This is a genomic window from Mycobacterium sp. PDNC021 (genome assembly GCF_048282635.1).
Taxonomy (GTDB): domain Bacteria; phylum Actinomycetota; class Actinomycetes; order Mycobacteriales; family Mycobacteriaceae; genus Mycobacterium; species Mycobacterium llatzerense.
Genome location: NZ_CP182502.1, coordinates 2,011,324 through 2,032,506 on the forward strand (window position 1 = coordinate 2,011,324; position 21,183 = coordinate 2,032,506).

Annotated in this window: 16 protein-coding genes; 14 read left to right on the forward strand and 2 right to left on the reverse strand. The window is 66.8% G+C overall.

Going from position 1 to position 21,183, the window contains the following annotated elements:
• Window positions 1-29: 29 nt before the first annotated feature.
• Both ACNO8X_RS09425 and ACNO8X_RS09430 read left to right on the forward strand, forming a co-directional pair.
• Window positions 30-1,526, forward strand: a complete 1,497-nt coding sequence (locus tag ACNO8X_RS09425; protein ID WP_418005051.1) for a gamma-aminobutyraldehyde dehydrogenase — start codon at window positions 30-32, stop codon at window positions 1,524-1,526.
• 685 nt (window positions 1,527-2,211) lie between these two features.
• Window positions 2,212-3,684, forward strand: coding sequence for an APC family permease (locus ACNO8X_RS09430; RefSeq protein ID WP_418005052.1), 1,473 nt, complete (start codon window positions 2,212-2,214; stop codon window positions 3,682-3,684).
• 76 nt (window positions 3,685-3,760) lie between these two features.
• On the opposite strand, the gene mycP is transcribed toward ACNO8X_RS09430, so the two are convergent.
• The gene (gene mycP / locus ACNO8X_RS09435; protein WP_418005053.1) at window positions 3,761-5,071 is read right to left on the reverse strand and encodes a type VII secretion-associated serine protease mycosin; all 1,311 of its coding nucleotides are present in this window, start codon (window positions 5,069-5,071) and stop codon (window positions 3,761-3,763) included.
• A complete protein-coding gene (gene eccD / locus ACNO8X_RS09440) occupies window positions 5,068-6,339 on the reverse strand; it encodes a type VII secretion integral membrane protein EccD (RefSeq protein ID WP_418005054.1) in 1,272 nt (423 codons plus the stop codon). Before eccD ends, mycP begins: the two co-directional genes overlap by 4 nt.
• 109 nt (window positions 6,340-6,448) lie before the next feature.
• Here eccD and eccCb point away from each other — a divergent pair, with 109 nt between their 5' ends.
• The 12 genes from eccCb to rpsI all read left to right on the forward strand — a co-directional run bounded on the left by eccCb (window position 6,449) and on the right by rpsI (window position 21,120).
• Window positions 6,449-9,988 (forward strand): type VII secretion protein EccCb, encoded by a 3,540-nt coding sequence (eccCb, locus tag ACNO8X_RS09445; RefSeq protein ID WP_418005055.1) that lies wholly within the window; start codon window positions 6,449-6,451, stop codon window positions 9,986-9,988.
• Entirely contained in the window at window positions 9,985-11,124 is a 1,140-nt protein-coding gene (locus ACNO8X_RS09450; RefSeq protein WP_418005056.1) for a type VII secretion-associated protein, read from the forward strand. Before eccCb ends, ACNO8X_RS09450 begins: the two co-directional genes overlap by 4 nt.
• Window positions 11,125-11,198: 74 nt before the next feature.
• The gene (locus ACNO8X_RS09455) at window positions 11,199-11,522 is read left to right on the forward strand and encodes a WXG100 family type VII secretion target (RefSeq protein ID WP_043401934.1); all 324 of its coding nucleotides are present in this window, start codon (window positions 11,199-11,201) and stop codon (window positions 11,520-11,522) included.
• A gap of 13 nt (window positions 11,523-11,535) precedes the next feature.
• The gene (locus ACNO8X_RS09460; protein ID WP_418005057.1) at window positions 11,536-11,832 is read left to right on the forward strand and encodes a WXG100 family type VII secretion target; all 297 of its coding nucleotides are present in this window, start codon (window positions 11,536-11,538) and stop codon (window positions 11,830-11,832) included.
• A gap of 164 nt (window positions 11,833-11,996) precedes the next feature.
• Window positions 11,997-13,289, forward strand: coding sequence for a GAF domain-containing protein (locus tag ACNO8X_RS09465; protein ID WP_418005058.1), 1,293 nt, complete (start codon window positions 11,997-11,999; stop codon window positions 13,287-13,289).
• A 112-nt stretch (window positions 13,290-13,401) separates the two neighbouring features.
• Window positions 13,402-14,925 (forward strand): aldehyde dehydrogenase, encoded by a 1,524-nt coding sequence (gene adh, locus ACNO8X_RS09470; RefSeq protein ID WP_418005059.1) that lies wholly within the window; start codon window positions 13,402-13,404, stop codon window positions 14,923-14,925.
• 165 nt (window positions 14,926-15,090) lie between these two features.
• Window positions 15,091-16,536 (forward strand): ethanolamine permease, encoded by a 1,446-nt coding sequence (gene eat, locus ACNO8X_RS09475; RefSeq protein ID WP_418005060.1) that lies wholly within the window; start codon window positions 15,091-15,093, stop codon window positions 16,534-16,536.
• Window positions 16,533-17,942 (forward strand): ethanolamine ammonia-lyase subunit EutB, encoded by a 1,410-nt coding sequence (locus ACNO8X_RS09480; RefSeq protein ID WP_418005061.1) that lies wholly within the window; start codon window positions 16,533-16,535, stop codon window positions 17,940-17,942. The genes eat and ACNO8X_RS09480 overlap by 4 nt, the downstream gene beginning before the upstream one ends.
• Window positions 17,939-18,715: an ethanolamine ammonia-lyase subunit EutC gene (gene eutC, locus ACNO8X_RS09485; RefSeq protein WP_418005062.1), complete on the forward strand. Its 777-nt coding sequence runs from the start codon at window positions 17,939-17,941 to the stop codon at window positions 18,713-18,715. Before ACNO8X_RS09480 ends, eutC begins: the two co-directional genes overlap by 4 nt.
• A 70-nt stretch (window positions 18,716-18,785) precedes the next feature.
• Window positions 18,786-20,006, forward strand: coding sequence for an HAD family hydrolase (locus tag ACNO8X_RS09490; protein WP_418005837.1), 1,221 nt, complete (start codon window positions 18,786-18,788; stop codon window positions 20,004-20,006).
• A gap of 176 nt (window positions 20,007-20,182) precedes the next feature.
• A complete protein-coding gene (rplM, locus tag ACNO8X_RS09495; protein WP_133759637.1) occupies window positions 20,183-20,626 on the forward strand; it encodes a 50S ribosomal protein L13 in 444 nt (147 codons plus the stop codon).
• A gap of 47 nt (window positions 20,627-20,673) precedes the next feature.
• Window positions 20,674-21,120 carry a 30S ribosomal protein S9 gene (gene rpsI, locus ACNO8X_RS09500; protein WP_231575709.1) on the forward strand — a complete coding sequence of 149 codons (447 nt, stop codon included), beginning with the start codon at window positions 20,674-20,676 and terminating at the stop codon, window positions 21,118-21,120.
• The last annotated feature ends 63 nt before the right edge of the window (window positions 21,121-21,183 follow it).

Sequence of the window (21,183 nt, forward strand, 5' to 3'; positions counted from 1 at the left end):
GCAACAGTGTTGGGGTAGCGTGCAAGATTGTGAGCGCAGGTGGAGGCCAGGTCGTCGCAGGTAGCTTCATCAACGGAAAGATCGTGACAACGGCCGGGAGGCCGTTCGAGATCATCAATCCGGCCACGGGTGTCGTCGTGGCGTCATATGCGCTGGCGACGCCGGCCGATGTGGACGCTGCAGTAGCCGCGGCTCGCGCCGCACAGCCGAGCTGGGCCCGGGCAACTCCGGCCGAGCGGGCCACGGTTCTGGCGCAGTTGGCCCGACTGGCCGCAGAGAACGCTGACGAGCTCATCGATCAGGAGGTGAGCCAGACCGGTAAACCGGTTCGGCTAGCGACAAACTTCGACGTTCCCGGCAGCATTGACAACATCGACTTTTTTGCCGGTGCCGCCCGACACCTCGAGGGCAAGGCCACTGCCGAGTACTCGGCCGATCACACCTCAAGCATCCGGCGTGAGGCGGTCGGAGTTGTCGCCACCATCACGCCGTGGAACTACCCGCTGCAGATGGCGGTCTGGAAGGTACTGCCCGCGTTGGCAGCTGGTTGTGCCGTGGTGATCAAGCCCGCTGAGATCACCCCGCTGACCACGCTCACGCTGGCCCGATTGGCCAGCGAAGCGGGGCTGCCCGAAGGCGTGTTCAATGTTGTGACCGGGCTGGGCGCCGACGTCGGCGCAGCCCTTTCTGGGCATCGTGACGTCGACATGGTGACGTTCACCGGCTCGACGGCAGTCGGGCGACGAGTGATGGCAGCAGCGGCGGTTCACGGCCACCGCACTCAGCTCGAACTTGGCGGCAAGGCTCCGTTCGTGGTCTTCGATGACGCGGACTTGGATGCCGCGATCCATGGCGCGGTGGCGGCATCCCTGATCAACACCGGCCAGGATTGCACCGCGGCCACCCGCGCCATCGTGGCGCTACCTTTGTACGACGACTTTGTGGACGGCGTTGCCCAACTGTTCGGCAAGGTCGTCACCGGAGACCCGCATGACCCGAATACCGATCTGGGGCCGGTGATCTCGACGCCACACCGGACCAAGATCGCCGGCATGGTGGAGCGGGCGCAGCAGCAAGGCGGGCGGATCGTGACGGGCGGAACAATGCCCGAGGGTTCCGGCACGTTCTACCCGCCGACACTGATTGCCGATGTCGCGGAAGACTCCGAGATCTACCGCGATGAGATTTTCGGTCCTGTGCTGACCGTGCGGCCCTTCATCGACGACGATGACGCACTGCGGCAGGCCAACGACACCGAGTACGGGCTGGCGGCCTCGGCATGGACTCGCGACGTATACCGGGCCCAGCGGGCAGCGCGCGAAATCCAGGCCGGCTGTGTGTGGATCAATGATCACATCCCGATCATTTCCGAAATGCCACATGGCGGTTTCGGTGCTTCCGGGTTCGGCAAAGATATGAGCGCATATTCGTTCGAGGAATACCTGACCATCAAACACGTGATGAGCGACATCACCTCGGTTGCCGAAAAAGACTGGCATCGAATTATTTTCGCCAAGAGGCAGTAATCTGCGCGATTGTCGACGCCAACCCGAGGCGTCGAAAGCCTTGTGGAGCACTTCACTAGTGCAGGGTCCAAGGAATTCGCAGTCCGCGGAATCAACGTCGACAATGTTGCGCCCGGCCTGCTCGCCATGAAATGTTTCCGAAGGTGCAGAAGTCGACACGCCGTGTCCGAATATAGATGCACCGCAACACTATTCCGCCCTGCGGTCCCTCGTCGACAGCCAGCTTGCTGAATCCATAACGAGGCGATGGGCGCCTTGTCGATATTCTGGGACACGTGCGCCGTCTCGCTGCGGACACGTATCTACTCGACATCGATCTCGGATGTCCAATTCTGCTCGATCCAGCGTCAGACTGACGATATGAGCGGCGTCTTTGGTTAGGGTGTTTCGCTTCCCGATACGCGGCGGCCGAAGGTAATCGCGAACGCGCTCAACGCTGGCAAGTCCTGACCGACTTCTGTGAGGACTGTCACGAATGGCGGAGCGTTCTTTTTAGCGCATTTAACACTCGGCGTAACTCCTAGTAACAACCCGGTCCTAAAGTCTGTCCCGAGGGCAGTCGTAGAGCGAAAGCGGTTGTCCCGCTTGGTTACTTCGCCCTGTACACACACCAGCCGTCGCCACCGTGACCGGCATGCGGTCCGTGCCATGTTCGTGGACCGACCAACACCGAGGAGGCCGATCAATGCCGTCTATTTCCAATGTCGAGCGGCTCGAAGAACTCAGAGATGCTCAGCAGGGCGCCGATACCGGACTTGCGGCCGCCAGCATGAGCGGCGTAGAGCTTGTCGCGCAGTCGACCGCCGGCATCGCGCCAAGTGCCGTGATGGTTTCCGGCGCAACCCTTGTGGCCGCTAGCGCCAGCGCAGGAACCTTGTATTCCTACGCCGTCTCCTTGTGCGTGCTGCTCTTGGTGGGCTGGTGCGTATCTCGGGCCGCGCGGTTGCGGCCGGGAGAGGACTTGCTCTCACATATCACCGCCGCGTTCGGTAGAGCGGTCGGGTTCGTCGGGTCGACCGGTCTCGCTCTCGGGTACCTGCTCATCTCCGTCGGTTGCGTCGCCCAATTCTCGCAGTACACCAAACCTCTTCTCGGAGTGGCTCCACCGGTGAGCGCCGGAGCGCCCGCCACCTCGATTTCGGTCACGGTGGTTTTGGAAATCCTGTGCGTGGTCTGCGCGGCATGGATGATGATCCGCGGTGTCCGGGTCTCCGCATGGACCGGTGTGGTGCTCGAGGTGCTCTCTATCGGAGCAATTCTGTTGGTGTGCACCATGGTTCTGCTTCATCATGGGTTCAGTCTCGCGCCGCTCATGCCCACCGGAATCACGGTGCAACAGGTGGTCAGCGGCATGGTATTGGCGACCCTGGGTTTCGTCGGGTTCGAGTCGGCCGCGTGTTTGTCCGTCGAGGCCAAAGACCCACAGCGCACAATCCCACGGGCTGTCACGGGCAGTGCGCTCCTGGCCGGTGCGCTCTACCTGTACGCGTCTTACGCGCAGATTGTCGGATTCGGCGGTGCCGACAACCTGGCCGCCGATGCAACGCCTTTGAACACACTGGCCGACGGCCTTGGCTTTCACTGGCTTGCGTTGGGCATCGATCTGGGAGCGGTGGCCTCGAACTTCGCCTGCGTGACCGGCTCGCTCACAGCAGCCAGTCGGGTACTTCGATCGATGGGGGAGTCACAGCTGGTGCACCGCAAGATGGCCGCGACGCATCCCATCCGCAAGACCCCGCATGTTGCGATCATCTTGCTCAGTGTGGCGGCGCTGATCGCGGCAATCGGCTTGGGTGCAAGTGGAATCAACGAGCTCGATGTGTATTCCTACACCGGAACCCTGGGAACCTTCGGCTACATGATTGCCTACATGCTGATGGGATTGGGTATTCCGATTCTGGTGCGGCGCCTGGCGCCACAGGCCAGCATCGGTGCTGCCGTCATCATCGGGATGACCGTCGCGTGCTGCCTCGGGTACGTCTTCTACCGCAACGTGTATCCACTCCCGGCCTGGCCCGTAGCCCTGATGCCGTGGATCTTCCTGGCTGTGCTGCTTGCCGCGGCCGCCTGGTATGTCGCCGGACCGGCCCGCATCGCCCGCAGGCAGACCCGCGAATCGTCGTTGGCCGCGGAGCCGGCGCCCGAGCCCGTGAGGTGAGGGTGGTCATTCGAATCGGTACGGAGCCAAGCAGGCCTCCAGTCAGGGGCAAGGCAACAACCATACGTTCGACCAGCTAGCGCCGTGACCGGCGGCGCCCGGTCACGGCGACGGCCGCCACCGCGATGCAGATGGCGGTGCCGAGGAAGGCGATTCGGCGCGACGGCCGATCGTCGGGACCGGGCGTCGGTGGTACCTGTGCGGCGGCGACCCGCGCGGGGGCAGGTGCCGGTGTTCCGCCGCTGACCGCGGTCAGCGGGTCGACCACACCGCGTCCGACCTGTGCGTTCCAGCCGTCTGCGGGATGGCGCGCTGTGTCCTTGATGCGGGCCATCACCTGCCGCGCAGACAATTGCGGCAGTCGCGAACGCAGCAGTGCCACAACACCACTCACCACGGGCGCGGCGTAGCTGGTCCCGGACAGCGGGCGGGAGTCTGGCCGGCTGTCGACGAGACCGTCGCCCTGCGCGCTCAGCGACACCACCGATTCGCCCGGCGCGGCGACGTCGACCCATGGCCCGGCCAGGCTGAATTGTGATGGCGCACCAGTCGTGTTGACCGAGCCGACGGTCAGCACGTAGTCGTCGTACCACGCCGGGCTGACCACGGTGAGGACTGTGTCCCAGTCCGGCGTGCCCGGGCGTTTGGGATCGGACAGTGGATTCTGTTGTGCGCATTCACCACTGGCGTTACCGGCTGCGGCGACCACCACGACATTGCGGACATCCACGGCGTAGGCCAGCGCGGCACCCAGCGACCGGTCGTCGAGCGGGTCTGCGGCGGGCATGCAGGCCACGGACGAAATGTTGATGACGGTGGCGCCCGCGTCGGCTGCCGAGCGGACAGCGCGGGCGAGTGTCTCGACATCGCCGACACCGGATATCTCATGATCGTCGGAGAGCCGGAATTTGTTGCTGGACTGCCGAATCGCCATCATGGTGGCGTCGGGCGCCACCCCACTGAAGGCGCCGGGTTCAGTGCCCGAGGTGGTGGCGCCGATCAGGCCGGCGATCGCCGTGCCGTGGCCGTCGCAGTCCTGAGTACCGTCTCCCGACGAGACGTAATCGCCGCCCGCGACCAGGTGCGGTAGCAAACGGTGCCGGGCCACGCCCGTATCGATCACCGCTACCGTCTGTCCGGTGCCGCGGGAAAGCGGCCACACCGCAGCAAGATTGAGCATGTCGAGCTGCCCTGCGGGACGTGCGTCGACCGACTTCACCGTCGAGCACCGGTCCGACTGTTCGGTTCTACCGGGCGGCGCTGGTGCCGTGGGCGCGGGCAGCTGACCGTGATCAACCGGCTTCGGGGCAATGGCGTAGGCGCACGGAGCCGCGGATGTCATCGCGACCGTCAACGCGACGGCGATCACCTGATCGCGGTGTCTCATCCGCCGCGTACCAATCTGAAAACGTCTGCGGCCCAGAGCGCCGACGGAGCCATCGCGACCAGCATCGCGTATTCGAGATACACCAGACGCCGGCCCGTCGTGGCGCTCACCGGCCCGATCCGCCGGATACCCAGAACCACCGCGATGACGCCGCCACCGAGCCAGGCCAACCAGGCGGGAAACACCATCACGGTGACGACCAAAGCCCCAGTGGTGCAGATCATTCCCGCGATCAGGACACTCCATCGGCGTGCCGGAAGCTGGTAGGACGGCGCTCGCAATGCGATCGCTGCGGCCACCACCCAGCTGAACACCAACGTCGCGGTGCTGGGCCGGTGCACGGCGGCCACCGCCACCACGATCGCGCCGATCGCCGCGGCCGCAGCTGCACCGATCACCAGCGCCGTGAGCACCAGATGCGCGCGTGCGACCCGCTCAGCGTCGCCGTCGGCGACCGTCGCCGAATGCGGAGTGAGTCCGGCGACGGTGACAGCGCACCGTGGTGCGGCCGACAGCGCCACCAAAGCCACCGCGGTCGTGGCCACGCCGGTACTGGCCATCGGTAGCGACCAGACGCTCGCCGCCGCCGTCGCCACGATCATCGGAGCCGAAAACGACGCTGCCGCAATAGATACGCGATGTGCGCCGATTCGCAGCAGGACGAGGGCCACCGCGAATGCCGCCGCTGAACCGAGGAGGACATTCGGGGCCGCCGGTCCGTCCGGAACGGCCGAGAACCCGGCCGCGAAAGCGAGTATGACGGCGGCGACCGGCCACTGCCCAAGGCCGGACCGCCACGCCACCGTCAGTGCGGCCAGTGCGCCACCACAGCTGACCACGGCTGCTGTGGGTTGATCATCGTGCATGGCGGACCAGATCAGGATCACGGCGGCGACGCTCAACGCCCACAACCCGAGTACGGGCCCGACCAGATGAGCGGTCGGTCCAGCAGGGGCGTGGTCGGCGGCCATCGTCGCCGTGTGCGTCCGCAGCACGCCGAGTTCCGGGGTCATGCTGCGCAGCAGTTGCAGCACGTCGCCGTCGTGAACGCCGTTTTGGCTCAACGACAATGAGCCGTCGATCGGGTCGCCGGCAGCCCGATCCAGGCACCAGCTCACGCCATCGGGCGACTCCTGCGGATGAGCCAGCGCCACTATGTCAGGTAGTAGCGAGTCCACCGCGGCACCCGCCGGCAAGACCAGATCGGTGGTCTCGCTGGTGCGTTCGCCGTGGAATCGCACCGAAAGCCGACAAACAGATTCGGACATCGCACCCCCCGGATCGACATGCCCGATACCACCGTAACCGCACATCGAACCCCTGCCCGACAGGAAACTCGATGGAACCGAACGGCGCCCGCGTGCGTCTGATAGTTCGATGGAATTCACCAGAGTCGCGCGATCTCCCGCAGCCGAACCGGCGGAGGGAGACGTCGAGGTCCGCACGCCACCGCAGGTGCCGCGGCTGTCGCCGGGCAACGTCGTCACCCGCCTCGCACCCGTGCTGATGCTGTTGGCAATGGCCGGGATGATGGTGTTCTACTTCCGGTCGGGTTCGGCGGCGGGACGGAACCCGATGTTCCTGCTCTTCCCGGCCATGATGGTGCTGTCGATGATCGGTAGCACCGTTCTCGGGTCGCGCGGTGCGCGCCGGGCCGGTGAGATCGATGCCGATCGTCGTGAGTACCTGGTGTATCTGGACGCGATCGGTGAGTGCGCGGGACGCACTGCCGCCGAACAGCATCGTTGGCTGCATCACAACCATCCACCGCCCGGCGCGCTGTGGACCGTGGCCGGCACCAAGCGGATGTGGCAACGCAGTTGGAATGACGACGATTTCACCGAGATCCGCGTAGGCATCGGCGAGCGCCCGCTCCGCACCACGCTGGTGCCGACTCAAGTCGCCGATGACGGAGTCGCCGACCCGTTGACCGCCTCGGCATTCGATCGGCTGCTGCGAACCGCCGCCACAGTGCCCGATGTCCCCGTGACCGTCGCCGTGAACCGGTATCGGCGTATCGACGTCGGCGGCGGCGATGCCCAGGGACGGGTACGCGCCATGGTCTGTCAACTGGCGTTGTGGCACGGACCGGATCAGGTGAAGATCGCCTTAGTCACCCGATCAGGTGAGTGGGACTGGCTGAAATGGCTACCGCACCATTACCGTTCGGGCGTCATCGGTGGGGTGCCGCTGCGCTTCCCGGAACTCGGCGCCGTGTCTGCCATCGCCGATTGCCACCTGGTGGTGCTGGTGGACGCTGCCTCGGCCGTGCGGTTCGAGGACACGGCGGCGGTGACGCTGCTGGTGGTCGGCGGCTCGGGTTCAGCGTCGACGCTCGCGCCCTGCTCGACCGCCGACACGCTGACGGCAGCACAAGCAGAGGTCTGTGCGCGCAGACTGGCGCGCTACAAACTGGCCCGCAGCGCGGACATTGTGCGGCGGCAACATGATTGGGCGCCCACGTGGTCGCCCCGGCCGGCCCGGCAACGTCTGCGCGTGCCGATCGGCACCGACGACACCGGGGCGGCGGTCGAACTCGACCTCAAAGAGCCGGCCGAGCACGGCATGGGTCCGCACGGCTTGTGTATCGGCGCAACGGGTTCCGGGAAATCCGAGCTGTTGCGGACGCTGACGTTGGAGCTGATCAGCACGCACTCGCCCGACGAGCTGAACCTGATCCTCGTCGACTTCAAAGGAGGCGCAACGTTTCTCGGCTTTGAGAAGGTGAACCACGTCGCGGCGGTCATCACCAACTTGGCGCAAGAGGCACATCTGGTCGCCCGGATGCACGACGCCCTCGCCGGCGAGTTGACCCGGCGCCAAGGGCTGTTGCGGGCGGCCGGGAATCTGTCCGGTATCGGCGACTACCGCCGGGCCCGCGCGGCGGGTGCCGACCTGGCACCGCTGCCTGCGTTGTTCATCGTGGTCGACGAGTTCTCCGAATTGCTCAGCCAGCATCCGGATTTCGCGGAGTTGTTCGTCGCCATCGGACGGCTCGGCCGATCACTGGGCATTCATCTGCTGCTGGCCAGCCAGCGACTGGACGAAGGCCGCCTGCGTGGATTGGATACCCACCTCTCGTACCGGGTCTGCCTCAAGACCTTCTCGGCGGCCGAGTCCCGTGCGGTCGTCGGGGTCACCGACGCGCATGAGTTGCCCGGTACACCGGGTGCCGGCTTGCTGCGGACTGCGGACGGAAAGTTGTTGCGATTTCAGTCCACGTTCGTATCCGGGCCGGCCCCATCGAGCGACGACGACGATCCGGTGCCCGGACTGTTCACCGTCGGAGTCCCGGCGGTGACGCCGGAGCCGTCGGCCGGCCCGACCCTGATGGACATGACCTTGGACCGGCTGACCGGGCTCGGCGCGAAAGCCCATCAGGTCTGGCTGCCACCGCTGACGGGCTCGCCCGCATTGTCCGAGTTGCTGGCGGCCGGCGCGGACCATCCGTTGCGTGTTCCGATCGGTCTGGTGGACAACCCATTTCAGCAGCGCCGCGACCCACTGGTCATCGACCTGAGTGGCTCCGGTGGACATGTGGCGATCGTCGGCGGCCCGCGCTCAGGAAAATCGACTGCGCTGCAGACAGTGGTGCTCGGCCTGTCCGCAACAACACCACGGCTCAGCGTCTACGGCCTGGATCTGGGTGACGGTGCGCTGACGGCGTTGCGGCGGCATCCTCAGGTCGGCGCCGTCGCCGGCCGGAACGAGCCAGAATTACTGCGGCGCATCGTGTCTCAACTGTTCACCCTGTGCCGCCGTCGCCAGGACTTTCGGCAGCAGCACGGACCTGGGGTGCCTTTTCCGGATGACTATGGTGAGGTCGTGTTGGCGGTGGACGGCTGGGCCGTGCTGCGCCGCGACTTCGATGCGCTCGAGGACACCATCACCGCAGTGGTGGCGCAGGGGCTGTCGGTTGGCGTCCACGTGGTGCTCACGGCCAGTCGGTGGGCTGAGCTGCGCCCCATGCTGAAAGACCACATCGGCACCCGGATCGAGTTGCGGCTCGGTGACCCGACGGAGTCCGAAATGGACCGTCGTCGTGCCCAGCTGCTCAGCACGTGCCCACCCGGTCGCGGCCTCACCAGAGACGGGAAGGAGTTCGTGGTCGCGCTGCCGCAGCTCGACCGGATGGCGACCGATCCCTCGGGTCCCGCGCCGGTCATCGAGCTGCTTCCACAGCATGTCGACTACGCGGAGCTGGTGGCCGCCGCGGAAGCGCCGCCGCGGTACGTCGTCGGAGTGGCCGAGGAGGAACTGCAACCGTTCGCACTCGATCTGGACGACGATCCGTATCTGATCCTGTTCGGCGACACAGGTTGTGGCAAGACATCCGCGCTGCGGACGCTGTGCCACGCGATCATCGGACAGGCGGACCCGGATCGGGCCCAGCTGCTGATCGTGGACTTCCGGCGATCGCTGTTGGGCGTGGTGGAGCCGCCGCACCTGTTCGGCTATGCGATGTCGACTGTCACGGCGGCCACAGAACTGGCGGCCGCGCTGTCGCTGCTCACCGCCCGGCTGCCGGGACCCGGCATCACTCAGCAGCAGCTGCGGGACCGATCCTGGTGGTCCGGTCCCGAAATCCACGTCGTAGTCGACGACTACGACCTGGTCGCGAGTGCGGCGGGAAATCCGCTGAGCCCCTTGCTCGACCTGTTGCCGCACGCATCGGACATCGGACTCCACGTGGTGGTCGCACGCCGCTCCGGCGGGGCCGCGCGCGCCATGTTTGACCCGCTCCTGTCGCGCATGCGTGACCTGGGCGCCACCGGCATCATCATGAGCACCGGTCCCGAGGAAGGGCCGCTGCTGGGCGCCGCGCGCCCGATGACGCTTCCGCCCGGCCGGGCCGTCGTGACGCGTCGTGGGCGGCCCGATCAGTTGGTCCAAATCGGTTGGACCGATCCGCCATGACGGCTGTGGTGGTGGGGCCGGCGACCATCATCGGACCGGGGGATATCGACGCCGAACTTGTTACGTCCGCATTGGAGTGCATCGACGAGCAATTGGGTCTCCTGGATGCGGCAGTCCTTCCCGCCGAACGCATCTGGCGCGATGCGATGACCGCGGCGATCGGTGCCGCATCAGCGGTCACGGTGGTGTGCCCGACCTGGTGGTTGGCGTGGAGGGTCGACCGGATTCGAGCCGCCGCTCACGCCGGTGGCACGCGCGTCGTCATCCAGGAGCGGACCGAGGTGCTCCGTGCGGCCGCAGGCGAATCCGATTGCGCGGTGGTCGAACTGGGGGAGGACCTCGTGACGGTCTCCCGGCCAGGAACCGCCTCGTTCGTTGTGCGACGCATCGACGGCGCCACCGCAGAGGCCGTCGTTGCCCGAACTGCGTGGGGCACAGATGTGGTGATCGACGCGCCGATCGGCGTCCCCGGTGTCGCGGCCCTGGCCGCTGAAATACGGGCGCTGCTGCAGGAGCAAGGCGTCACCGCTCAGATATTGAGTTGCGACGACTTGCTCGACCATCGCGATCCGGACGGCACTCTCGCTGCGGCCGGATCGCGCGCTGTGCGGGGTCGCATCGCAATTGTCGCCACGGCCACCGTCGCGGTCGTCTGTGCCGTGGGACTGGGGCTGTCGAGCCGGGACACCCCGGCGGCAGTCGTCACCGCTGTAGATCCGGACCTCACGTGGCTCGTGGAAGGCCGTATCGCGGTACAGGTCCCGGCACGCTGGCCGGTCGAGCGGACGCTGACGGGCACGGGATCGGCTCGGCTGCAGATCATTTCGCCCGATGATCGCGGCCAGATCATTCACCTCACTCAATCTGTGGTGGCGCCGGACCAGACGCTGGACGTGGCCGCGCGGTCGTTGCGAGCGGCGGCGACGAAGCTGCCGGCCGGCGTCATCGTCGACTTCGAGGACGCCGGTGTCAGTGCCGGACGCGCGGCCGTGCGGTACCGCGAGGTGCGGGGCAGGCGGGTCGTCGAGTGGACTGTGGTGCTCGATGGCCCGGTGCGCATCGCCGTGGGATGCCAGGGCGCGTCGGTCCGCGCAGCGTGTGACACCGCCATCCGCTCTGCACGCCGAACCGATTGAAAAAACATGGGCGGCAATGGAACCGAACGTTCCCCGGAAACGTCTAAACAATCAAACCCAATGGAGAGGAAATCATGACGGCTCCGCAAAGTGGCACCCTGACTACGGATTTCGATCTGATGACGGGTATCGCAGGCAAGGTCGAGGTGCGCAACGAGGAGATCAGGGCCATGCTCGGCAACTTCATCGGCCAGATGACGGCCATCCCACCGACGGTGTGGGGCGGTGTCGCGGCGACCCGATTCCAGGACGTGGTGAACCGGTGGAACGGCGAGTCGATGAAACTGCATGCCTCGCTTCAACGTATCGCCGAAACCATCCGATCGAATGCCGCGGTGCTGAGCCAGGCGGCCGACACGCACGCCCAGCGCATCGGCGCTACCGGCCACACGATCTGACGGGACACAGCACATGCAATCAGCACTGTCGTACCACTTCGGCGAGATCGAATTCACCGTCCGCCAACAAATCCATGCCACGTCGGCACGGATGAACACGTCGCTGGAAGAACTTCGGCAATTGGTCGCGCCACTGCAACAGACGTGGACCCGCGAAGCCGCCGAGGCCTTCCAGGCCGAGCAGGCCCGCTGGAACCAGTCGGCGGCCGCCCTCAACGAGATTCTGCACAGCCTCGGCAACGCCGTCCGGGACGGCGCCGACGACATCGCGGACACCGACCGGCGCGCGGCCGGCGACTGGGTTTTCTAGCGCACCACAAACCCTGTGTGGTCCTGCCCCTGGAATGGAGAGCCGGGGGCGGGGCCACACAGTCATTGCAGCAGTCGGGGACCAACTTGTGCCGCGAAACACCCAGGTCGACTACCCTGGCGGCCACGCAGGTGTGTATCCGACCTGCGAGGAGTGTGAGTGTCGTGGGAACCAGCCGCACCAAGGGGTCGCCGGCCGGCTCGACGCTGCGCGCGGTACACCAGCGGTTCGTCACCGGCGAGATCGACGCCCAGCACCTGGACCCCGCCGCCGTCCGCCCCGTCATCGCCGACAGCTGGCGCCGAAGCCTGGCCACGGGTGTCGACCCGGACCGCGGCGGTGCGCAGTTCACGCCCGTCGTGCCGAAGACCCTGGACCAGATCCGCGCCGACCAGCCCATCTCCGCCGCGTTGCCGGTGATCCGCAAGCTGCTGGTCGAGGACGCCAAGGACAGCGGCGTCATGGTCGCGGTCGCCGCGGCCGACGGCACCCTGCTCTGGGTGGAAGGCGACCCGACGGCCCTGAGCAAGGGCGAGGCCATGAACTTCGTCCCCGGCGCCAACTGGAGCGAGAGCAGTGCCGGCACCAACGCCCCGGGCACCGCGCTGGCCCTGGACCGGGAACTGCAGATCCACGGCTCGGAGCACTTCGCCCGGCTGGTGCAGCCGTGGACCTGTACGGCGGTGCCGGTGCACGACCCGACGACGGGCGAGCTCATCGGCTGCGTCGACCTGACCGGGGACAGCCAGATCGCCTCAGCGCAGACCCTCGGCTTGGTGCGCGCCACGGTGATGGCCATCGAGAACCACCTGGCCCTGCAACGCCTGCTCCAGCCGGCGGCGAACCCGGTGACGACGGCCCGCCTGACGGTGCTCGGCGGCGACCGCCCGCGCTGGATCGCCACCGGCGATGACGGACAACCCCACCAGCACACCCTCAGTGGTCGGCACGCCGACATCCTGGTCCTGCTGAGCCGCCATCCCGAGGGCCTGAGCGCCGACCATCTCGCAATGTTGTTGGACGACAACGATCTTGACTCGGTCACCATCCGCGTCGAGATGTCCCGGCTGCGCCGCGTGATCGGCGCGCAGTACGTGGCGTCGCGGCCCTACCGGCTGCTCACCGCGATCGAGAGCGACGTCGCCGAGGTCTTCGCCGCGCTGCACCGCGGCGACGTCGACGCGGCCCTGTCGCACTATTCGGGTGCGCTGCTGCCGCAGTCGGTGTCGCCGGCGATCGCCCGGTTGCGCACCGAGTTGGGGGAGAGCCTGCGCACCGCGGTGCTGTCGGCGTCCGCGGCCGGACACGTCGGCCTGTTGCGCCGCTGGCTGGCCCTGCCCGACGGGCGCGACGACCGGCACGGCTGGCAACTGCTGCGCAACCACCCGTCGGCTGACCCGGTCGTGCGGGCGCAGGCCGTCGGGCACCTGGCGGGGCTCGACGCCGACCTCGGCTGACGCGGTCACGGTTCAACCGCGTTGAACGATGCAACTGTGTTGCAACCCACTTCTGCGTACCGTAAGTGATCAGCAGCACAATTGTGTTTGACCACTGCGAGGAGTGAACCCCATGACTGTTTACGCGCGTCCCGGTGCCGAGGGTTCGGTGATGACCTACCCGGCCCGCTACGACAACTTCATCGGCGGCGAGTGGGTGGCTCCCGCTGCCGGACGTTACTTCGAGAACCGTACCCCGGTGACGGGCCAGGTGTTCTGTGAGATCGCTCGCTCGGACGAATCCGACATCGAGAAGGCGCTGGACGCTGCGCACGCCGCCGCGCCCGCCTGGGGCAAGACGTCAGCGGCGGACCGAGCCCGCGTTCTCAACCTGATCGCCGACCGCATGGAGCAGAACCTCGAGGCCATCGCCGTCGCCGAGTCCTGGGACAACGGTAAGCCGGTGCGCGAGACCCTGAACGCCGATATCCCGTTGGCAGTCGACCACTTCCGCTATTTCGCGGGGGTGCTGCGGGCCCAGGAAGGCTCGCTCTCCGAGATCGACGACGACACCGTCGCCTACCACTTCCACGAGCCGCTCGGCGTCGTCGGCCAGATCATCCCGTGGAACTTCCCGATCCTGATGGCCGTCTGGAAGCTGGCCCCCGCGCTGGCCGCCGGCAACGCCATCGTGCTCAAGCCCGCCGAGCAGACCCCGGCCTCCATCATGTTCCTGTTCTCGGTCATCGGTGACCTGCTGCCGCCGGGTGTTGTCAACGTGGTCAACGGTTTTGGTGTCGAGGCGGGCAAGCCGCTGGCGTCGAGCAACCGCATCGCCAAGATCGCCTTCACCGGTGAGACCACCACCGGCCGGCTGATCATGCAGTACGCCAGCCAGAACCTGATCCCGGTCACCCTGGAGCTGGGCGGCAAGAGCCCGAACATCTTCTTCAGCGACATCATGGCCGCCAACGACGATTTCCAGGACAAGGCCCTGGAAGGCTTCACCATGTTCGCGCTGAACCAGGGCGAGGTCTGCACCTGCCCGTCGCGCAGCCTCATCCAGGCCGACATCTTCGACGAGTTCCTGGCGCTGGCCGCGATCCGCACCAAGGCCGTCCGCCAGGGCGACCCGCTGGACACCGAGACCATGATCGGCGCGCAGGCCTCCAACGACCAGCTCGAGAAGATCCTGTCGTACATCGAGATCGGCAAATCCGAAGGCGCCCAGCTGATCACCGGTGGTGAGCGGGCCGAGCTCGGCGGCGACCTCAGCGGTGGTTACTACGTGACGCCGACGGTCTTCTCCGGTCACAACGGCATGCGCATCTTCCAGGAGGAGATCTTCGGGCCGGTGCTGTCGGTCACGTCGTTCAAGGACTACGACGACGCCATCTCCATCGCCAACAACACCCTGTATGGCCTGGGCGCCGGCGTCTGGTCGCGCAACGGCAACGTCGCCTACCGGGCCGGCCGGGACATCAAGGCCGGTCGCGTGTGGACCAACTGCTACCACATGTACCCCGCGCACGCCGCCTTCGGCGGCTACAAGCAGTCCGGCATCGGCCGGGAAAACCACAAGATGATGCTGGACCACTACCAGCAGACGAAGAACCTGCTCGTCTCGTACTCGACGAAGGCTCAAGGTTTCTTCTGATCCCCGATCCGCGAGCGCCCGCGTAACCCCCGAATACGCGGGCGCTCGCTTCGGGCTCGGTCGACGCGTTCTCAAATGCGTTCGGCGACAAACTAATTCCGGTCGGCACCAGATGGGTCCTGGGGGCAGACCGCGGTAATCCGCCATCCCCCTCAGGAGTCTGCAGTGTCCATCGCCAACCCGCCCAGTGAGCACTCCGCTCACGGTGTTGAAGAACATGTCGAAACGAACGAATACCTCGCCAAGCGTCAGCTGAAGAAAGGCACCGCGGGCTGGCTGCTGCTCGCCGGCCTCGGCGTCAGCTACGTGGTGTCCGGGGACTACTCCGGCTGGAATTTCGGCCTGGCGCAAGGCGGTTTCGGCGGTCTCGCCATCGCGGCCGTGATCATCGCCGGCATGTACCTGGCCCTGGTGCTCGGCATGGCCGAGCTGTCCTCGGCCCTGCCGGCCGCCGGCGGCGGCTACACCTTCGCGCGCCGCGCCCTGGGCCCATGGGGCGGTTTCGCCACCGGTACCGCGATCCTGATCGAGTACTCGATCGCCCCGGCCGCCATCGCGACGTTCATCGGCGCCTACGTGGAATCGTTGGGACTCTTCGGGATTCACAACGGCTGGTGGGTGTATCTCGCGGCCTATGCCTTCTTCATCGGTATCCACCTGTCCGGCGTCGGTGAGGCGCTCAAGGTGATGTTCGTGATCACCGCCATCGCGCTGCTGGGCCTGGTGATCTTCGCGGTCTGTGCCATCGGGCAGTTCGACATCTCGAACCTGACCACCATCGCCGTCGACACGGGAGCGGCCGGAGCTTCCGACATCCTGCCGCACGGATACCTCGGCATCTGGGCCGCCATCCCGTTCGCCATCTGGTTCTTCCTGGCCATCGAAGGTGTGCCGCTGGCCGCCGAAGAGACCGCCAACCCGGAGAAGAACGTGCCGCGCGGCATCATCGCGGCAATGACGATCCTGCTGGTCACCTGCGCCGTCGTGCTGATCCTCACCACGGGTGTCGGTGGGGCCCAACAGATGTCGGGCTCGGGCAACCCGCTCGTCGAGGCACTCGGTTCCGGCGCCGGAGCCAAGCTGGTCAACTACATCGGCCTGGCCGGCCTCATCGCGAGCTTCTTCTCGATCATCTACGCCTACTCGCGCCAGCTGTTCGCCCTGTCCCGGGCGGGCTACCTGCCGACCCAGCTGTCGGTGACCAACTCGCGCAAGGCGCCGACACTGGCGCTCATCGTCCCCGGCGTCATCGGCTTCCTGTTGTCGCTGACCGGCAAGGGCGACCTGCTGCTGAACATGGCCGTCTTCGGCGCTGCGGTGAGCTACGTCCTGATGATGGTCAGCCACATCGTGCTGCGCCGTCGCGAGCCGAACATGCCGCGGCCGTACCGCACCCCGGGCGGCATCGCGACCACGTCGTTCGCTCTCGTCATCGCCGTCGTCGCCGTCATCGCGACCTTCCTGGTGAACCCGGTCGCCGCCGGTCTGTGCCTCCTGGTGTTCTGCGCGTTCATGCTGTACTTCGCGCTCTACAGCCGGCACCGTTTGGTGGCAAACTCTCCTGATGAAGAGTTCGCGATGCTCGCAGAAGCCGAGGACGAGCTGAAATGAAGTACCACCAGCGGATTTCGGGGGTGAATTACACCTTCGACGGGCTTGTGGACTTGATGGCCAAGGCCACGCCGCTGCGCTCCGGTGACGAACTCGCCGGGTGCGCGGCCCACAGCGATGCCGAGCGGGCCGCCGCGGCGTGGGCGCTGGCCGAGCTTCCGCTGGACACCTTCCTCAATGACGCGGTGGTGCCCTACGAGACCGACGAGGTCACCCGTCTGATCATGGATTCCCATGACCAGCAGGCATTTTCGGAAATCTCGCACCTGACGGTGGGAGCGTTCCGGGACTGGCTGCTGGACGCGGTGGCCGGCGACGACGCCGCAGTCCGTATCGCGGCCGTCGCACCCGGCATCACGCCGGAGATGGCGGCCGCGGTCAGCAAGATCATGCGCAACCAGGACCTGATCGCCGTCACCGCGGCCACCCAGGTGCACGCGGCCTTCCGCAGCACCATTGGGCTGCCGGGCACCCTGGCCACCCGACTGCAACCCAACCACCCGACCGACGACCCCCGCGGCATCGCCGCCGCGGTGCTCGACGGTCTCCTGATGGGTTGCGGCGATGCCGTCATCGGCATCAACCCGGCCACCGATTCACCGCAGGCCACCGCCGACCTGCTGCACCTGCTCGACAACATCCGCAGCCGCTACGACATCCCGGCGCAGTCCTGCGTGCTGTCCCACATCACCACGACCATCGGCCTCATCGAGGCCGGGGCTCCGGTGGACCTGGTGTTCCAGTCCGTCGCCGGAACCGAAGGCGCCAACAAGGCCTTCGGTGTCGACATGGCGCTGCTGCGGGAAGGCAACGAGGCCGGCCGGTCCCTGAACCGCGGCACCGTCGGCAACAACGTCATGTACCTGGAGACGGGGCAGGGCTCGGCCCTGAGCTCCGGTGCGCACCTCGGCACCGGCGGCCGGCCCGTCGATCAGCAGACCCTGGAAACCCGCGCCTACGGCGTCGCCCGTGCCCTGGACCCGCTGCTGGTCAACACCGTCGTCGGCTTCATCGGCCCCGAGTACCTCTACGACGGCCGGCAGATCATCCGCGCCGGGCTCGAAGATCATTTCTGCGGCAAGCTGCTCGGCCTGCCGATGGGCGTCGACGTCTGCTACACCAACCACGCCGAAGCCGACCAGAACGACATGGACACCCTGCTCACGCTGCTCGCCGCGGCGGGCTGCGCCTTCGTGATCACGGTGCCCGGCGCCGACGACGTCATGCTCGGCTACCAGAGCCTGTCCTTCCACGACGTCGTGGCGGTCCGTCGCACCTTGGGATTGAAGCCCGCGCCCGAGTTCGAGGCCTGGCTGAAGAAGGTCGGCATGACCGACGATGCCGGCAAGCTCACCAACTTCGATCTGCAGCGCTCGGCGCTGCGTGCGCTCACCGCGGCGGGATGACGATGACCGAAGATCTTGCAATCCAGGAATTCTGGGACGAGCTCCGCAAGACCACCCAGGCCCGCATCGGGCTGGGCCGCGCCGGGAACGCGCTGCCCACCCGCGAGGTGCTCGAACTGGCGGCGGCCCATGCCGCTGCCCGGGACGCCGTGCACGAGCCGCTCGACATCGGCACCCTGGCGGCCCGGGTCCGGGATATCGGCCTCGGCGAACCAGCGGTGGTCCGCAGCCAGGCCGAGTCCCGCAGCGAGTATCTGCGCCGTCCCGACCTGGGCCGGGTCCCGGCCGAGCCCATGGACGTCCCCGAGACCCCGGCCGACATCGGCTTCGTGCTGGCCGACGGGCTCTCGCCCTACGCCCTGGCCAAACACGGTCCGGCGCTGCTCGCCGAACTGGTGGCCACCCTGCGTGACGACTACACGCTGGCGCCGCCGGTGATCGCCACCCAGGCCCGTGTCGCCCTCGGCGACCACATCGGCGCGGCGGCGAAAGTGCGGACCTTGTTGGTGATCATCGGGGAGCGGCCGGGCCTGTCCGTCGCCGACAGCCTGGGCATCTACCTGACGCATCTGCCCATCCCGGGGCGTACCGATGCCGACCGCAACTGCATCTCGAACATCCATCCGCCCGAGGGCCTCGGCTACACCGAGGCCGCGAGGGTCGCCGCGGGGTTGGTGTCCGGTGCCCGCGCCTTGGGTCGATCCGGTGTCGACCTCAAGGACACCTCACGTGACACCTCGCTCGAGGCGCCCAGCGCCGCCGAACTGACCTGACACCACCAGGAGAACCGTGACCCGCTTGACCCGACTGGCCGGTGCCGCTGCACTGGCCGGCCTCCTCGCCATGTCCGGCTGCAGCAGCCACGACAGCACCCCGGCGGCGCAATCGCCGGCCACCGGTAAGGCGTCGTGCCGGACGCTGGCGGAGAGCGCGGCCTGGTACGGCGACAACCGCGACCGGATCGACGCCATGCTCGCCAAGCTGGGCACGTGCGGCGCGACCGGTTCGGTGAACGCGGGTGCGCCCCTGGCGTTGTTCGACTGGGACAACACCCTGGTCAAGAACGACATCGGCGACGCCACGTTCTTCTGGATGGTGCGCAACGGCAGGCTGCGGGCACCGGCCGACGGCAATTGGGCGTCCACCAGCACGTTCCTTACTCCGCAGGCCGCCTCGGCCCTCGGCCGGGCCTGCGCCGCGGCCAAGCCGGGCCAGCCGATGGCGACCGACACCGACACCGCGTGCGCCGACGAGATCATCTCGGTCTACACCGGCAGCGAGACGAAGGCCGGCGAACCCGCATTCGCCGGGTTCAACGCCCGCCGAGTCGAGCCGGCCTACGCCTGGAACGCGCAGATGCTCGCCGGCTGGTCGGAAGCCGAGCTGGCCGAATTCGCGAAGGCGGCCCGCAAGGAGAACCTCGATGCCCCGGTCGGCGCCGAGCAGAAGATCGGCAGTGGGGTGGAGACCGCCTGGGTGCGCTACTACCCGCAGATGCGCGACCTCGTGGAAACCTTGCACGCCAACGGATTCGACGTGCGGGTCATCTCGGCCTCGCCTGAACTGATTGCCCGGGTGTGGGCTGAAGAACTCGGTATCCCCGCCGATCACGTGATGGGTGTGCGGACCGAACGCGACGGCGATGTGCTGACGCCCCGGCTGGTGCCCTGCGGCGGCGAAACCGCCATCACCTATATCGAGGGCAAGCGCTGCCGGGTCAATGAAGAGGTGTTCGGGGTCAGCGGCCCGGCCGCGTTCACCCAGCAGCCCGAGCCCAAGCGCGCCGCGTTCGCCGCCGGCGACTCCGACACCGACGTCACGTTCCTGACCGACGCCACTGCCCTGCGGCTGGTACTCAACCGGAACAAGACCGAGTTGATGTGCACGGCGTACGACAACGCGGGCGGAAACTGGCTGGTCAACCCGATGTTCATCGACCCCAAGAAGCAGAGCGAGCCATATGCCTGCGCGACGAAGGGCTACATCGAGCCGACGGGCGCCAAGGCGCCGCTGCACCGGCCGGACGGCAGCGTCGTGCCCGACCAGCAGGACCGGGTGTACTGACCTCTGCGCGTTTTGACCTGCGGCGACGCCCGCGGGTAAGCTCCCACGTTGGTGCGCTGCAGGCCGTCAGGCCAGTGGTTCCCGGGTCACCGTCGGTCGCCGGGAAATACCAGGTCGCGCACTTGATCGACACCCGGATAGCACCGGGACTCAACCCGAGATGAAGAGGTATAGCTGTGCCTACATTCACGCCGAAGGCGGGTGACACCACGCGTAAGTGGTACGTCATCGACGCCCAAGACGTGGTCCTCGGCCGGCTCGCGGTGGAAGCAGCCAAGCTGCTCCGCGGCAAGCACAAGCCGACGTTCACGCCCAACTCCGATGAGGGTGACTTCGTCATCATCATCAACGCCGAGAAGATTGCCCTGTCGGGCAAGAAGCTCACCGACAAGTTTGCTTACCGTCACTCGGGTTTCCCGGGCGGCCTGAGCAAGCGCTCCATCGGCGAACAGCTGGTGAAGCACCCGACCCGCACCGTCGAGAACGCGATCATCGGCATGCTCCCGCACAACAAGCTGGCGCGCCAGGTGCAGAAGAAGCTCAAGGTGTACGCGGGTCCTGATCATCCGCACGCCGCTCAGCAGCCGATTCCTTTCGAGATCAAGCAGGTGGCCCAGTGACTGAAATCGTCGAAACGGCTGAAGTGACCGAAGTGACCGAAGAAGCGATCGAAGCGCCCGAGTTCGAGGCGGCCGAAGAGTCGGCCCCCCGCGAGCCCGTGTACATCGACCGTCCGATCCAGACCGTCGGTCGCCGCAAGGAAGCCGTCGTCCGCGTTCGCCTGGTGCCCGGCACCGGCAAGTTCAACCTGGACGGCCGTTCGCTCGAGGACTACTTCCCGAACAAGGTGCACCAGCAGCTGATCAAGGCCCCGCTGGTGACCGTCGACCGCGTCGAGACAGTGGACATCTACGCCCACCTCGACGGTGGCGGCCCCTCGGGCCAGGCCGGCGCGCTGCGTCTGGCCATCGCCCGTGCGCTGATCATTGTTCAGCCTGAGGATCGTCCGGCACTCAAGAAGGCCGGGTTCCTGACCCGTGACCCGCGTGCCATCGAGCGCAAGAAGTACGGCCTCAAGAAGGCCCGTAAGGCGCCTCAGTACAGCAAGCGCTGATCGTTTCTGCTCGTGGGCGGGCGTGTCGCAGTCTGGACACGCCCGCCTTCGGCGTTTCATGAG